A 17,615-nucleotide genomic window follows, 5' to 3' on the forward strand; every position below is an offset into this window, starting at 1 on the left:
GGAGTTGGAGTCGTTGGGCGCGCAGGTCGCGGTCGCGGCATGTGATGTGGCCGATCGCTCGGCCGTTGCGGAGCTGATCGCCGGTGTTCCGGAGTCACATCCGTTGACATCGGTGGTGCATACGGCTGGTGTGTTGGATGACGGTGTGGTGGCGTCGTTGACGCCGGAGCGGTTGGCGGCGGTGTTGCGTCCGAAGGTGGACGGTGCCTGGAACCTCCACGAGGCCACCCGCGCCCTGGACCTGGACGCGTTCGTCGTCTTCTCCTCCGTAGCGGGCGTGTTCGGTGGCGCGGGCCAGGCCAATTACGCGGCGGGTAACGCCTTCCTGGATGCTTTGGCGGCTCATCGGACGGCTGTTGGATTGCCCGGTGTGTCCTTGGCCTGGGGCGCCTGGGATCAGGGCGTGGGCATGACGGCCGGTTTGGCTGAGCGGGACATTCGTCGCGCTGCCGAGTCGGGCATGCCGTTGCTGACCGTCGACCAGGGTTTGGCGCTCTTCGACGCGGCGTTGGCGACGGGGGGTGCCGCGTTGGTCCCGGTACGCCTGGACCTGACCGCACTACGCAACCAGCCCACCCTCCCCCCGCTCCTCCGCGGCCTGGTCAAGGCCCCAGTCCGCCGTACCGTCGCCACCACGCCCGGCGACACCGGCCTGGCCGAACAGCTCACCAGGCTCCAACGCGCCGAGCGCCGCGACACCCTCCTGACCCTCGTCCGCGACCAGGCCGCCATGGTCCTCGGCCACACCACGGGCGACGGCGTCGACCCGTCCCGCGCCTTCCGCGACCTCGGCTTCGACTCGCTCACCGCGGTCGAACTCCGCAACCGCATCGGCACGGCCACCGGCCTGCGGCTCCCGGCCACGGCAGTCTTCGACTACCCCACCGCCACCGCCCTCGCCGCATACCTTCTCTCCGAACTACTCGGCCCTGAAGCCGAGTTGGAGCCCGACGAGCTCGCACCCTCGATCGCCGAGCCGACCGACGACCCGATCGTCGTCGTCGGCATGAGCTGCCGCTTCCCCGGCGGCATCACCTCGCCGGAGGACCTGTGGCGTCTGCTCGGCGACGGCGCCGACGTCGTCACCGACTTCCCGACCAACCGTGGCTGGGACCTGGACCACCTCTACGACCCCGACCCCGCGCACCCCGGCACCTCGTACACGCGCACCGGCGGCTTCCTGCACGACGCCGCAGACTTCGACGCCGACTTCTTCGGCATGAGCCCCCGCGAGGCCATGGCCACGGACTCCCAGCAGCGCCTGCTCCTGGAGTCCTCCTGGGAGGCGATCGAACGGGCCGGCATCGACCCACTGACCCTGCGCGACAGCCGCACCGGCGTCTTCGCCGGCGTCATGTACAGCGGCTACGGCACCCGCCTGGACGGCGCCGAGTTCGAAGGGTTCCAGGGCCAGGGCAGTGCGCTGAGCGTCGCCTCCGGACGGGTCTCGTACACCTTCGGCTTCGAAGGCCCGGCCATGACCGTCGACACCGCCTGCTCGTCCTCACTGGTCGCCCTGCACCTCGCCGCACAGGCCCTGCGCGGTGGCGAATGCACCCTCGCCCTTGCGGGCGGCGTCACCGTGATGGCCATCCCGGACACCTTCGTGGAGTTTTCCCGGCAGCGGGGCCTGGCTCCCGATGGCCGCTCCAAGCCGTTCTCCGAGTCGGCCGACGGCGTCGGCTGGTCCGAGGGCGTCGGGATGCTGTTGCTGGAGCGCCAGTCGGACGCGGTCCGTAACGGTCACGAGATCCTGGCCGTGGTGCGGGGTTCGGCCGTCAACCAGGACGGCGCGTCCAACGGCCTCACGGCGCCCAACGGCCCGTCCCAGCAGCGCGTCATCCGCCAGGCACTCGCCAGCGGCGGCCTGACCACGGCCGACGTGGACGCCGTCGAGGCCCACGGCACCGGCACCACCCTCGGAGACCCCATCGAGGCCCAGGCACTCCTCGCCACCTACGGCCAGGACCGCGACCCCGTCCGCCCGCTCCTCCTCGGCTCGATCAAGTCCAACCTGGGCCACACCCAGGCAGCGGCCGGCGTCGCCGGCGTCATCAAGATGGTCATGGCGATGCGCCACGGCGTACTGCCCCGCAGCCTGAACATCACCGAACCGTCCTCACACGTCGACTGGACCACGGGTTCGGTCGCACTCCTCACCGCGGAGACTGCCTGGCCAGAGACGGACCGGGCCCGGCGCGCGGGCGTCTCGTCGTTCGGCATCAGCGGCACCAACGCCCACGTCATCCTGGAACAGCCGGAAGGCGTGCGACACCCGGTGTCGGACACCGCCGCCGTGGAGTCGACCGCGGAGCCGACCGTGGTGCCGTGGCTGCTGTCCGGCAAGACACCGGAAGCCCTGCGCGACCAGGCCGCACGCCTCCTCGACCACGTCCAACACCACCCCGACCTCGCCCCCGCCGACATCGCCCTGTCCCTCGCCACCCAACGCGCGCAGTTCGCCCACCGGGCAGCCGTCCTGAGCACAGAACATGCCGAGGCTGTCCGGGCACTGACGGCGATCGCTGGTGGTGACGCAGACACCTCCGCCGTCGTCGACCGCACCCGGACGGGTCGCCTCGCGGTGTTGTTCTCGGGTCAGGGGTCGCAACGTCCGGGTATGGGGCGGGAGTTGTACGGCCGTTTCCCGGTGTTCGTGCAGGCGCTGGATGCCGTGGTTGCTTGCCTGGATGCCGAGCTTCATGCCCAGGTCGGCTTGCGGGAGGTGATGTGGGGCGACGCCGCAGATCTGTTGAACGAGACGGGTTGGACGCAGCCCGCCCTCTTCGCCGTCGAAGTCGCCCTCTACCGGCTCGTTGAGAGCTGGGGCGTTCGGCCGGATTTCGTGGCCGGCCATTCCATCGGTGAGGTCGCTGCGGCGCACGTTGCCGGCGTACTGACGTTGGAGGATGCCTGCCGTCTGGTGGCGGCCCGTGCCTCGCTGATGCAGGCACTCGCCCCCGGCGGCGCGATGCTCGCCGTCCAGGCAACGGAGGAGGAGGTCACCCCGCACCTCACCGACGAGGTGTCGATCGCGGCCGTCAACGGGCCGACTTCGGTGGTCGTATCGGGTGTGGAGAGCGTCGTCGTTGAGATCGGTGCCCGATTCGAGGCCGAGGGGCGGAGGACGACCCGGCTGCGGGTCTCGCACGCCTTCCATTCACCGCTGATGGCCCCGATGCTGGACGAATTCCGCGCGGTGGCGGAGGGACTGTCCTACACCGCCCCGACCCTCCCCGTCGTATCGAACCTGACGGGTGAGCTGGCCGCGGCCGACGCACTCTGCTCCGCCGACTACTGGGTGCGCCACGTCCGTGAAGCGGTCCGCTTCGCCGACGGCGTGACCACCCTCGAATCCGAGGGCGTCCGCACCTTCCTGGAACTCGGCCCCGACGGTGTCCTCTCCGCCCTGGCCCGGGAATCGCTCGCCGACGAGACAGTCACCGTCCCCGCGCTCCGCAGGAACGCATCCGAGGAACGCGCCCTGCTCACTGCACTGGGACGGCTGCACGCCACAGGCACGCCGGTCGACTGGTCCGCCCTCCTGGCCCCGACCGGCGCACGCCCGGTGGACCTGCCGACGTACGCGTTCCAACACCGGCCGTTCTGGCCGGCCGGAAGCCGCGACACGGCCGATGCCGCCGCCGTCGGCCTCGCCGCAGCCGGCCACCCCCTCCTCAACGGAATCGTCGAACTCGCCGAAGAGGAAGGGGTGTTGTTCACCGGACGCCTGTCGCTCCAGTCGCATCCGTGGCTGGCCGACCACGCCGTAATGGGCCAGGTCCTGCTGCCCGGCACCGCGCTCCTGGAACTCGCCCTGCGCGCAGGCGACGAGGTCGGCTGTGATCACGTGGAGGAGCTGACGCTCGCCGCACCGCTCGTCCTGCCCGAGCGCGGCGCAGTACGGACCCAGGTCCGGGTGGGTGTCGCCGACGACACCGGCCGCCGTACCGTCACCGTTCACTCGCGCCCCGAACAGGCGACAGACACCCCGTGGACCCAGCACGCCAGCGGCGTACTCGCGACCGGCCTGCCGGCGCCGGCAACCGTCCCCTTCGACGCCGCGGTGTGGCCGCCGCCCGGCACCGAACCCGTCGACCTGACGGACTTCTACGCGTCCCGCGCGGCCGAAGGGTTCCGCTACGGGCCCGCCTTCCAGGGCCTGCGCGCGGTATGGCGGGGAGCCGGCGAGGTGTTCGCCGAGGTCGCCCTGCCGGAGACCGGCCGGCCCGACGCCGAGGCGTACGGCCTGCACCCGGCGTTGCTCGACGCCGGTCTGCACGCCGCCTGGCTCGTCGCCCCGGACGGGGACACCGCCCGAGCTGGCAGCGTGCCGTTCTCGTGGCACGGCGTCTCCCTGGCCGCCTCCGGTGCTGCCGCAGTCCGCGTTCGACTCGGCCGTGACACCGACGGAACGCTCTCCCTGGCCGTCACCGACACCACCGGTGCACCTGTCGCGTACGTCCAGGCCCTCGCCATGCGATCCGTCTCCGCGAAGGCACTGAGCACCATCGCGGCGCTCGCCCGTGACGCGCTGTTCCGCCTTGACTGGACCGCGTTGCCCGAGCCCGCGCCCCATTCGGGCGACGTGGCCGCGGTACCCACGGCGGTGACTGTCGTCGGCGAAGACCTCATCGACGTCGCCGCGAGTCTGCGTGCATCCGGCGCGGACGTCGACGTCCGCACCATGCTGCCGACCGACGAACCGGCCCCCGCGCTGATCGTGCTACCCCTCGCCACACCCGCCCGGGCCGGAGCCGAGGACGCCGTCCCCGCTCCGGCCGCCGCGCACGACCTCACACGCCGCGCCTTGGCGCTCGTGCAGACCCGCCTCGAAGAGCAACATTTCGCAGACACCAAGTTCGTCTTCGTGACCCGTGGCGCGACGACCGGGCACGATGTGGCCGCCGCCGCGGTCTGGGGCCTGGTGCGTTCCGCGCAGTCCGAGAACCCCGGGTGCTTCGCACTGCTCGACCTCGAACCCAACGCCGCCCCCACCGCGCTCACCCTCACCACCTTGACCGGCGACGAGCCACAACTGCGCGTCCAGGAACGTGCCGTGTACGCCGCCCGCCTGGCCCGCCGACCCCTCACCGACGACGACCACACCGACACCGGTGCGACGTTCACGGGGGCGGGTTCGGTCCTGATCACCGGTGGTACGGGTGGGTTGGGGGCGGTGCTGGCTCGCCATCTGGTGGCTGAGCACGGGGTGCGGGATGTGCTGCTGGTCAGTCGTCGTGGTGAACGGGCCGATGGCGCGGTCGAGTTGGTTGCGGAGTTGGCGGCGTCGGGTGCCAGTGCGCGGGCGGTTGCCTGCGATGTGACGGATCGGACGGCGGTGGCGGAGCTGATCGCCACGCATCCGGTGTCGTCGGTGATCCATGCGGCCGGTGTGCTGGACGACGGGATGATCGCCACGCTGACCCCGGAGCGACTGGCTGCGGTCCTGCGGCCGAAGGTGGATGCGGCCTGGCATCTGCACGAGGCAACCCGCGGGCTGGACCTGGACGCCTTCGTCGTCTTCTCCTCCCTTGCGGGCGTGTTCGGCAGCCCTGGGCAAGCCAACTATGCGGCCGGAAATGCCTTCCTGGACGCGCTTATGACACAGCGTCAGGCCGCTGGCCTGCCCGGTCTCTCGCTCGCTTGGGGAGCGTGGGAACAGTCCGGCGGTATGACTGGCGCGTTGACGGACGTCGAGGCTGACCGCCTGGCCCGTTCCGGTGTCCCGCCGCTGTCCGTGGCGCAGGGCCTCGCCCTCTTCGACACGGCCCTGGCGACCGGCGAGGCCACCTGCGTGCCCGCACGTCTCGACCTGCCGGCGCTGCGCGCCCAAGGGGACGTGCCGTCGCTGCTGCGGTCGCTGATCCGCGGCCGTTCGCGTCGTGCCGCCGCCGCGGACTCGGCAACCGCCACCGGACTGCGGGAACGGCTCGCCAGCCTGAACCCGGTGGAACGACAGGAAGTCCTCCTCGACCTCGTACGCGGCCAGGTTGCGCTGGTCCTCGGCCACGCCGACGCCGCCGACGTCCATCCGGCGCGTGCCTTCCGCGAGTTGGGCTTCGACTCCCTCACCTCGGTGGAACTCCGCAACCGCCTCAACGCCGTCACCGGTCTGCGGCTGCCCGCGACCATGGTGTTCGACTACCCGACGGTCGAGGTGCTGGTCGCCTTCCTGCTCAATGAGCTGCTGGGTACGGACGCCGAGGTGACGTCTGTACGGCGGAGCGTGGTGGCGGTGGCGGACGATCCGATCGTCATCGTGGGTATGGCTTGCCGCTATCCGGGCGGGGTCGCTTCCCCGGATGACCTGTGGAAACTGGTCACCGAAGGGACCGATGCGGTCTCCGGTTTCCCGACGAACCGTGGTTGGGACGTTGAATCCCTGTACCACCCGGATCCTGACCATCTGGGTACGTCTTATACGCGTTCTGGTGGGTTCTTGTATGAGGCGGGGGAGTTTGATCCGGCGTTCTTTGGGATGAGTCCGCGTGAGGCGTTGGCGACGGATTCGCAGCAGCGTCTGTTGTTGGAGTCGTCGTGGGAGGCGATTGAGCGGGCGGGTATTGATCCGTTGACGTTGCGTGGTAGTGCGACGGGTGTGTTCGCGGGTGTGATGTACAGCGATTACAGCGCGATGTTGGCGAGTCCGGAGTTCGAGGGTTTTCAGGGGAGTGGGAGTTCGCCGAGTTTGGCGTCGGGTCGGGTGGCCTATGTGTTGGGGCTTGAGGGTCCGGCGGTGACGGTGGATACGGCGTGTTCTTCGTCGTTGGTGGCGATGCATTGGGCGATGCAGGCGTTGCGTAGTGGTGAGTGTGGGTTGGCGTTGGCCGGTGGTGTGACGGTGATGTCGACGCCGGCGGTGTTCGTGGACTTTGCCCGGCAGCGGGGGTTGTCGTCTGATGGTCGCTGTAAGGCGTTTGCGGATGCGGCCGATGGGGTGGGTTGGTCCGAGGGCGTCGGCATGCTGGTGTTGGAACGGCAGTCGGATGCGGTGCGTAACGGTCACGAGATCCTGGCTGTGGTGCGGGGTTCGGCGGTCAATCAGGATGGTGCGTCCAACGGCCTGACGGCGCCTAACGGCCCGTCCCAGCAGCGGGTCATCCGCCAGGCACTCGCCAGCGGCGGCTTGACCACGGACGACGTGGACGTGGTGGAGGCCCACGGCACCGGGACGACGTTGGGTGATCCGATCGAAGCGCAGGCACTGATTGCCACCTATGGTCGTGACCGCGATCCGGAGCGGCCGTTGCTGTTGGGTTCGGTGAAGTCCAACCTTGGGCACACGCAGGCTGCTGCGGGTGTCGCGGGTGTGATCAAGATGGTGTTGGCGATGAGGCACGGTGTGGTGCCGCGGACACTGCACGTCGACGCCCCGTCTTCGCACGTGGACTGGTCCGAGGGTGCGGTGGAGCTGCTGACCGAGGAGACGGCCTGGCCGGAGTCGGACCGGGCCCGACGGGCCGGTGTCTCCTCGTTCGGCATCAGCGGCACCAATGCGCACGTGATCCTGGAACGGCCGGTGGGTCCGCGACGCCCGGCGCCGGAGGCCGGCACCGTGGAGCCGTCCGTGGTGCCGTGGCTGCTGTCCGGCAAGACACCGGCAGCCTTGCGCGCCCAGGCGGCGAAGCTGCTGTCGTCGATCGGAGAGCACTCTGACCTGCGCCTCGTCGATGTGGGCAAGGCCCTGGCCACCAGCCGTTCGACCTTTGACCACCGGGCCGTGGTACTCGCCGCGGATCGTGGTGATGCGGTGCGCGCGTTGACCGCAATCGTGGCCGGTGGTGCAGATCCCGCCGTTGTCACCGACCGCATCGGTGCAGGTCGCCTCGCGGTGTTGTTCTCGGGGCAGGGGTCGCAACGTCTGGGTATGGGGCGGGAGTTGTACGACCGTTTCCCGGTGTTCGCGCAGGTGCTGGATGCCGTGGTCGAGTGTCTGGATGCTGAGCTTCCTGCCCAGGTCGGGTTGCGGGAGGTGATGTGGGGTGGCGGCGCCGCAGACTTGTTGAACGAGACGGGTTGGACGCAGCCCGCCCTCTTCGCCATCGAAGTTGCCCTCTACCGACTTGTTGAGAGTTGGGGTGTGCGGCCGGATTTCGTGGCCGGCCATTCCATCGGTGAGGTCGCTGCGGCGCACGTCGCCGGCGTACTGACGCTGGAAGATGCCTGTCGCTTGGTAGCGGCCCGTGCCTCGCTGATGCAGGCACTCGCCCCCGGCGGCGCGATGCTCGCCATCCAGGCAACTGAGGACGAGGCCACCCGGCACCTCACCGACGAGGTGTCGATCGCAGCCGTCAACGGGCCCACCTCCGTGGTCATCTCCGGCGCCGAAGATGCCGTGCTGTCCGTCGCGCAGCACTTCGCCGACCAGGGACGTCGCACGTCCCGTCTCCATGTCTCGCATGCGTTCCATTCACCGCTGATGGAGCCGATGTTGGCGGACTTCCGCGCGGTGGCGGAGGGCCTGTCGTACTCCGCTCCGTCCCTCCCGATGGTGTCGAACCTGACCGGTGGACTGGCATCGGCCGACACACTGTGCTCGGCTGAGTACTGGGTGCGGCACGTCCGTGAAGCGGTCCGGTTCGCCGACGGCGTCACCACCCTGGAAGCCGCGGGCGTCCGCACCTTCCTGGAACTCGGGCCCGACGGCGTCCTCTCCGCCATGACAGGCCAGTCCCTCACCGAGTCCTCCCTCACGGTCCCGCTACTGCGCAAGGACCGCCCCGAGGAACCGACCGCGCTCGCCGCACTCGCTCAATTGCACACCTCCGGCGCCGAGATCGACTGGTCCGCGGTCTTCGCCGGTACGAGTGCGCAGCGGGTCGAGTTGCCGACGTATGCGTTCCAGCGTCAGTGGTTCTGGCCGGTGGGCAGGGTTGGCGGTAGTGGTGGTGGTGATGTGCGTGCTGTTGGGCTTGGTTCTGCGGAGCATCCGTTGTTGGGTGCTGCGGTGGAACTGGCCGCGGGTGAGGGGATGTTGTTCACCGGTCGTCTCTCCTTGCAGTCCCATCCGTGGTTGGCCGATCACACCGTCATGGGCCGGGCGGTCCTGCCGGGTACCGCGTTGTTGGAGATGGTGATGCGTGCGGGGGATGAGGTGGGTTGTGATCGTGTGGAGGAGTTGACGCTCGCCGCGCCGCTCGTGTTGCCTGAGCTTGGCGGGGTGAGGGTGCAGGTTGCGGTCGGTGATTCTGATGAGGCGGGTCGTCGTACTGTGGGGGTGTACTCGTGCCCTGATGAGAGCGGTGTGAGTGTCTGGTCGCAGCACGCCACCGGCGTTCTGACCTCCGGAGTGACTGCCCGTGTCAGTGGTTTCGACGGGGCGGTGTGGCCTCCGCAGGGTGCCGCGCCGGTAGATGCCGAGGGGTGCTATGAGGTGTTCGCGGATGCCGGGTTCGGTTACGGTCCGGTGTTCCGTGGCCTGCGTGCGGTCTGGCGTCGCGACGACGAACTGTTCGCAGAGGTGGCGCTCCCGGACGGAGTCGCTGAGACGGCGGCCGGTTTCGGGTTCCATCCGGCGCTGCTGGACGCCGCCCTGCACGCTTCCCTGCTCGCCGCCCTCGAAGGCGACGACCAGGCCAGCAGTCCTGCCTTGCCGTTCTCCTGGGAAGGTGTGTCGCTCTTCGCTTCGGGTGCTTCGGTGTTGCGAGTGCGGTTGGCGCCCGCGGGCGAGGCCGCGGGCGCGGGAGTGGGTGGACGTGCGGTGTCGGTGAGTGCGGTGGACCCGACAGGGGCACCGGTCATCACCATCGACTCGCTCCGCACCCGCACCCTCACCAGCGAGGCGGGCGGCGGTACCGACGTCCACCTGCGCGATGCGTTGTTCGGCGTCCGGTGGACCGCGGTCCCCGCCGACCAGACAACCCCGACCGCCACCGTCGCGATCCTCGGCCCCGACCACCTGCGGCTCGCCGATGCGCTCGGCCGCTCCACCAGCGCAACCGTGGACGCGTACGAGAACGTCGGCGCGCTGACTGCCGCCGGTCCCGAGGCACCCGTACCCGCCATCACACTCGTCGGTGTCACCGCACAGGACGACACCGACGAAGGCGGCACCAGGGACGGTGCGACCGCAGACGCGGCTCACCGACTCACCACCGATGCCCTGCACACGATCCAGGCATGGCTGGCCGACGAACGCCTCGCCGCCGGGCGTCTGGTCTTCGTGACCCGGGGCGCGGCCAGTGGCCAGGATCCCGCCGCGGCGGCTGTCCAGGGCCTGGTCCGCTCGGCCCAGACCGAGCACCCGGGCGCCTTCGGCCTGATCGACCTCGACGCATCCGACACATCCGAGACATCCGACGGATCCGACGCATCGGATGCAGCCCTCGCCGCGGCCCTCGGTTCCGACGAACCGCAGCTGCTGCTACGCGACGGACACCTGCACGCCGCCCGACTGGCCCGCCTGACATCCCCGGCCGGCGCCCTCGCTCCCACCGACTGGGACCCGGTCGGAACCGTCCTGATCACCGGTGGCACAGGTGGACTCGGTGCGCAGTTCGCACGGCACCTCGTCGACAGGTACGGTGTCCGCAACCTCCTGCTCGTCAGCCGGCGCGGCCCGGACGCCCCGGGCACCACGGAACTGGTGGCGGAACTGACGGCGCACGGTGCCGACGTGAACGTCCAGGCATGCGACGTCGCCAAGGGCAGTGCAGTGGCGGCGCTCGTCGCCGGTGTTCCGGACGCGCACCCGCTGACTGCGGTGGTGCACGCGGCCGGTGTGCTGGACGACGGTGTGATCGGCTCGCTCACCGCGGAGCGGCTGGCCACCGTCCTGCGGCCGAAGGCGGATGCCGCCTGGCATCTGCACGAGGCCACCCGCGACCTGGATCTGGACGCCTTCGTCGTCTTCTCTTCCGTGGCGGGTGTGCTCGGCAGTGCCGGCCAGGCCAACTACGCCGCCGGCAATGCCTTCCTGGACGCGCTCATGCTTCAGCGCCGAACGGCGGGTCTGCCCGGCCTGTCACTGGCCTGGGGTCCGTGGGCCCAGTCCGGCGGCATGACCGGCACACTGACGGACGCCGAGGCAGACCGGCTCACCCGCTCCGGCATGCCGCCGCTCGCCACGGAGCAGGGCCTCGCCCTGTTCGATGCCGCACTCGCCCTTGGAGGTACGCACGCGCTGGGCACGGCGCCAGGCAGCGCCGACACCACCGGTACCGACAGTGCGCCAGGCATCCCACATACAGCGCTCGTCGCTCCGGTCCGGCTCGACCTCGCGGCGCTGTCCGCGAAGGGCGAGGTGCCCGCGATCCTGCGCGGACTGGTACGGACCCGCACCCGCCGGACGGCGGCCGGCGGTTCCGCAACCGTCGCCGGACTGGTCGGCCGCCTCTCCGGGCTTACGGCCGACGAGCGCCGTAAGGAACTCCTGGACCTGGTCCGAACTCAGGCAGCCCTGGTCCTCGGGCACACCGATCCGGCGTCCGTTGACCCCACGGCACAATTCCGCGACCTCGGCTTCGACTCGCTGACGGCCGTCGAGCTGCGCAACCACCTGAGCACCGCCACCGGCCTGCGCCTGACCGCAACACTGGTCTTCGACTACCCGAACGCCGACACCCTCGCTGACCACCTGCGGGACGAGCTGTTCGGAACCGTCGAGAACAAGACCCAGATGCCCAACCAGGCGCTTCCGCCGGCGGCGGACGACCCGATCGTGGTGGTGGGCATGGCCTGCCGCTATCCGGGTGGTGTCGCCTCCCCCGAGGACCTGTGGCGCCTGGTCAGCCAAGGCAGCGACGCCATCACCGATTTCCCGACGAACCGCGGTTGGGACATCGAATCAATCTACGACCCGGACCCTGAGCACCTGGGCACGTCCTACACCCGCTCGGGTGGATTCCTGCACGAGGCGGGGGAGTTCGACCCGGACTTCTTCGGGATGAGCCCGCGCGAGGCACTGGCGACCGACTCCCAGCAACGTCTACTCCTGGAGTCCTCCTGGGAGGCGATCGAGCGGGCCGGCATTGCCCCGCTGACCCTGCGTAGTAGCGCGACGGGTGTGTTCGCCGGCGTCATGTACAGCGACTACGGGAGCATTCTGGGCGGCAAGGAGTTCGAGGGCTTCCAGGGCCAGGGGAGCGCGGGCAGCGTGGCCTCCGGCCGTGTTTCCTACACCTTCGGCTTCGAAGGCCCGGCCGTTACCGTGGACACCGCCTGCTCCTCCTCGCTGGTCGCGCTGCACCTCGCGGCACAAGCCCTCCGGGCCGGCGAATGCACGCTCGCGCTGGCCGGTGGTGTGACGGTGATGTCCACCCCAGGCACGTTCATCGAGTTCTCCCGGCAGCGCGGTCTGGCTCCCGATGGCCGCTCAAAGGCGTTCGCCGATGCGGCTGACGGTGTGGCGTGGTCGGAGGGCGTGGGCATGCTGGTCCTGGAGCGCCAGTCGGACGCGGTCCGCAACGGTCACGAGATCCTGGCCGTGGTGCGGGGTTCGGCGGTTAATCAGGATGGTGCGTCCAACGGCTTGACGGCTCCTAACGGTCCGTCCCAGCAGCGGGTGATCCGTCAGGCACTGGCCAGCGGTGGCCTGTCCACGGTCGATGTCGATGTGGTCGAGGCGCACGGCACGGGAACGACCCTGGGTGACCCCATCGAGGCCCAGGCGCTTCTCGCCACCTACGGGCGCGACCGCGACTCGGCGCACCCCCTGTGGCTCGGTTCGGTCAAGTCCAACATCGGGCACACCCAGGCAGCGGCCGGTGTCGCGGGCGTCATCAAGATGGTGATGGCGATGCGGCACGGCGTGCTGCCGCAGACCCTCCATGTCGATGCGCCGTCTTCGCACGTCGACTGGAGTGCCGGCGCGGTCGAACTCCTCACCGAGCAGACCGCCTGGCCGGAGACCGACCGGGCCCGCCGCGCAGGCGTCTCCTCGTTCGGCATCAGCGGCACCAACGCCCACGTAATCCTGGAACAGCCGGAGAATGTGCGGCAGCCGGTGGCTCAGACAGCCGCCGTGGCACCGAACACCGTCGAGCCGTCCGTGGTGCCCTGGGCACTGTCCGGCAAGACGCCGGAGGCCCTGCGCGCCCAGGCTGTACGCCTCCATGCCCTCCTGGTGGAGCGGCCCGGACTGCGCCCGATCGACGTCGGCCACTCGCTGGTCGCCAGCAGGTCGCAGTTCGACCACCGGGCGGTCGTGCTGGTCGGTGACGCAACGAACCCAGCCGACGCCCTGGGGGCGCTGGCCTTCGGTGCCGCCGATCCGGCCGTCGTCTCCGACGCGGCATCCGCCGACGGTTCGGCAGTGTTGTTCTCCGGTCAGGGGTCACAACGTCTAGGTATGGGGCGGGAGTTGTACGGCCGTTTTCCGGTGTTCGCGCAGGCCCTCGACACCGTGGTTGCTTGCCTGGATGCCGAACTTCCTGCCCAGGTCGGGTTGCGGGAGGTGATGTGGGGCGACGCCGCAGACTTGTTGAACGAGACGGGTTGGACACAGCCCGCCCTCTTCGCCATCGAAGTCGCCCTCTACCGACTGGTTGAGAGCTGGGGCGTCCGGCCGGATTTCGTGGCCGGCCATTCCATCGGTGAGGTCGCTGCGGCGCACGTTGCCGGCGTACTGACGCTGGAAGATGCCTGTCGCTTGGTAGCGGCCCGTGCCTCGCTGATGCAGGCACTCGCCCCCGGCGGCGCGATGCTCGCCATCCAGGCAACTGAGGACGAGGCCACCCGGCACCTCACCGACGAGGTGTCGATCGCAGCCGTCAACGGGCCCACCTCCGTGGTCATCTCCGGCGCCGAAGATGCCGTGCTGTCCGTCGCGCAGCACTTCGCCGACCAGGGACGTCGCACGTCCCGTCTCCATGTCTCGCATGCGTTCCATTCACCGCTGATGGAGCCGATGTTGGCGGACTTCCGCGCGGTGGCGGAGGGCCTGTCGTACTCCGCTCCGTCCCTCCCGGTCGTGTCGAACCTGACCGGTGGACTGGCATCGGCCGACACACTGTGCTCGGCTGAGTACTGGGTGCGGCACGTCCGTGAAGCGGTCCGGTTCGCCGACGGCGTCACCACCCTGGAAGCCGCGGGCGTCCGCACCTTCCTGGAACTCGGGCCCGACGGCGTCCTCTCCGCCCTGGCCCAACAGTCCCTCGACAGCACCAGCACCAGCAACACCGTCACCATGCCCCTCCTGCGCAAGGACCGTAGCGAGGAGTCCGCACTCATGACGGCCCGGGCCCACCTCCACACCCGCGGCCTCACCGGCGACTGGCAGGACTTCTTCGCCGGTACGAGTGCGCAGCGGGTCGAGTTGCCGACGTATGCGTTCCAGCGTCAGTGGTTCTGGCCGGTGGGCAGGGTCGGCGGTAGTGGTGGTGATGTGCGTGCTGTTGGGCTTGGTTCTGCGGAGCATCCGTTGTTGGGTGCTGCGGTGGAACTGGCCGCGGGTGAGGGGATGTTGTTCACCGGTCGTCTCTCCTTGCAGTCCCACCCGTGGTTGGCCGACCACACCGTCATGACCCGGACTGTCCTGCCGGGTACCGCGTTGTTGGAGATGGTGATGCGTGCGGGGGATGAGGTGGGTTGTGATCGGGTGGAGGAGTTGACGCTCGCCGCGCCGCTCGTGTTGCCTGAGCTTGGCGGGGTGAGGGTGCAGGTTGCGGTCGGTGATTCCGATGAGGTGGGTCGTCGTACTGTGGGGGTGTACTCGTGCCCTGATGAGAGCGGTGTGAGTGTCTGGTCGCAGCACGCGACCGGCGTTCTGACCTCCGGAGTGACTGCCCGTGTCAGTGGTTTCGACGGGGCGGTGTGGCCTCCGCAGGGTGCCGCGCCGGTAGATGCCGAGGGCTGCTATGAGGCGTTTGCGGATGCCGGGTTCGGTTACGGTCCGGTGTTCCGTGGCCTGCGTGCGGTCTGGCGTCGCGACGACGAACTGTTCGCAGAGATCGCACCGCCCGACGAAGTGGCTGAGACGGCGGCCGGTTTCGGGTTCCATCCGGCGCTGCTGGACGCCGCCCTGCACGCTTCCCTGCTCGCCGCCCTCGACGGCGACGACCAGGCCAGTGGCCCCGCCTTGCCGTTCTCCTGGGAGGGCGTAACCCTCTTCGCTTCGGGCGCTTCGGCGCTGCGGGTGCGACTGGCACCCGCGGGAGAGGGCGACGGCGCGGGCGCGGTGTCGGTGACTGCCGTGGACCCGGCAGGCTCACCGGTCATCACCATCGATTCCCTCCGCACCCGTACCCTCACCGGCGAGCAGCTGAGGGCCGCCGACGGCGGCGCGTATCAGGACTCCCTGTTCCAGGTGGACTGGACCGCTGTCCCCACCTTGGCCGCGGGGCCCACTTCCCCCAGGTCCGCAGCCGTCATCGGAACCGACCCGTTCGGCCTCGTCGATGCCCTCGCGGGCTCCCTGTCCGTGGTGCGGGAGTCCGGCGGACTCACAGCGCTCGCCGGGTCGGAGGAGCCGGTGCCGGACCTCGTCCTCGTTCCGGTGTCGGGCGACCCGGCGGAAGGGGGCGCGGCCGGTGACGGCTCGACCGATGTGCCCGGCGCCGTGCGGGAGTGCACCGCGCGGGTGGTGGAGCAGGTCCAACAGTGGCTGGCGGACGACCGGTTCGCGGCGGCGCGGCTGGTGTTCGTGACGCGCGGCGCGGTGTCGGTGGACGACGCCGGTGTCACCGACCTGGCGGCCTCGGCCGTCTGGGGCCTCGTCCGTTCCGCGCAGTCCGAGAACCCGGACTGCTTCGGCCTGCTCGACCTCAACCCCGACCCCGACCTCAACCCCGACCTCGATCCGGCCGATGCGACCGCGCCATCCGCATCATCCACGCCATCCACGCCACCCGCACCATCCATGCTCGCCGCAGCCCTGCGCGCAACGCCCGACGAGCCGCAGCTGGCCCTGCGCGGCAGGACGGTGAAGGCGGCGCGCCTGTCCCGCACCATCGTCCCGGAGGCCGTCCCAGGGGCCGGTCCAGAGGCCGTCCCGGACGCCGAGGGCCCGGCGGACGCGCGGAGCCGGCGGCCCGGCACCGCGCCCGGCACCGCGCCCGGCACCGCGCCCGGCACCGTGCTCGTCACCGGCGGCACCGGCGGCCTGGGCGGGTTGCTCGCCCGGCACCTGGTGGCCGAGCGGGGCGTACGGAGCCTGGTCCTCGTCAGCCGCAGCGGTCTCGCGGCCGACGGGGCGGAGAAACTGGTCGCCGACCTCGAAGCGTTCGGCGCCGAGGTGACCGTGCGGGCCTGTGACGTGGCCGACCGGGATGCGGTCAGGGAACTCGTCGCCGGCGTCCCGGACGGGCGTCCGCTGACTGCGGTGGTGCACACGGCCGGTGTGCTGGACGACGGTGTGATCGGCTCGCTCACCGCGGAGCGGCTGGCCACCGTCCTGCGGCCGAAGGCGGATGCCGCCTGGCATCTGCACGAGGCCACCCGCGACCTGGACCTGGACGCCTTCGTCGTCTTCTCTTCCGTGGCGGGTGTACTCGGCAGTGCCGGCCAGGCCAACTACGCGGCGGCGAACACGTTCCTGGATGCCCTGATGGCGCAGCGTCGCGCGGCCGGGCTACCGGGCGTGTCGCTGGCGTGGGGCCCGTGGGACCGGGCCGGCGGTATGACGGGGACCCTGACGGACGCCGAGGCCGAACGGCTCGCGCGCTCCGGTATGCCGCCGCTCGCGGTCGAGCAGGGGCTCGCGCTGTACGACGCGGCGACGGCCGGTGATCGGGCCCTGGTGGTCCCGGTGCGGCTGGATCTCGCCGCGCTCCGAAGGCTCGGGGACGTCCCGGCGCTGCTGCGCGGCCTGGTCCGGACGCCCGCGCGGCGGACGGCGGCGACCGGTGCGGCGCCGTCCGCCGACGCGCTCGCCCGGCAGTTGGCCGGACTCGGCGCGCCGGAGCAGGACGAGGTCCTACTGACGCTGGTGCGCGGCCAGGCCGCGGTGGTGCTCGGGCACGCCGACGGCTCGGCGATCGGCGCGGGCCGGCAGTTCCAGGAGTTGGGCTTCGACTCGCTGACCGCGGTGGAGTTCCGGAACCGGCTCAACGCGGCCACCGGCCTGCGCCTGCCGGCGACCCTGCTGTTCGACTACCCGACGCCGGCCGACGTCGTCCGGCATCTGCGTGGTCGGCTCGGCACCGAGGAGGCGACGCGCGCCGGCTCCGTGCTCGCGGCGTTGGACAACCTGGAGGCGGTCATCGCCGGGTTGTCCCTCGACGACGCGGGGGAGCACCAGTTGGTGGCCGGCCGGCTGGAGGTCCTGAAGGCCAAGTGGGCCGGGCTGCGGCGGACGGAGGCATCAGGGGACGGCGGTGAGGACGTCGACCTCGACGAGGCGTCGGACGACGACATGTTCGCGCTCCTGGATGATGAACTCGGGCTGAACTGAGCCCGTTCATTTCGGTGAACAAGGCGGGCCCCCGGTGGCCGGACGCTGGATTCCGGCCACGGGGAGGGCCTTACCGGCCTCTTCTGAAGAAATGCAAAGAACTAGGGAATCACCCACAGTCCGATCATGTGCAATGAATTCCGCGGCTCGGAAACCCCTTCGCGAGCCGCAGAGTTACGGTGTGACCACGTGTTCGTCCGGCAGTGACGGCGTGCACAGGACGCCACGGCACGTCCCCGGCCGAGGCGTCCGGCTGCTGCTGCCCGGCGATGCGTGACACTCG

The 17,615-nt window shown here is 70.3% G+C and carries 1 protein-coding gene (only partly in view); it reads left to right on the top strand.

All coding sequences use genetic code 11. The features are described 5' to 3' along the window. Positions 1-17,332, top strand: the 3' portion of a protein-coding gene (locus ACFVT2_RS23495) for an SDR family NAD(P)-dependent oxidoreductase (protein ID WP_390021006.1). It extends 15,878 nt beyond the left edge of the window; only the last 17,332 of its 33,210 coding nucleotides appear in the window; its start codon lies off the left edge, out of view; it ends in the stop codon at positions 17,330-17,332. The last annotated feature ends 283 nt before the right edge of the window (positions 17,333-17,615 follow it).

The organism is Streptomyces sp. NPDC058000, assembly GCF_042886435.1.
GTDB lineage: Bacteria > Actinomycetota > Actinomycetes > Streptomycetales > Streptomycetaceae > Streptomyces.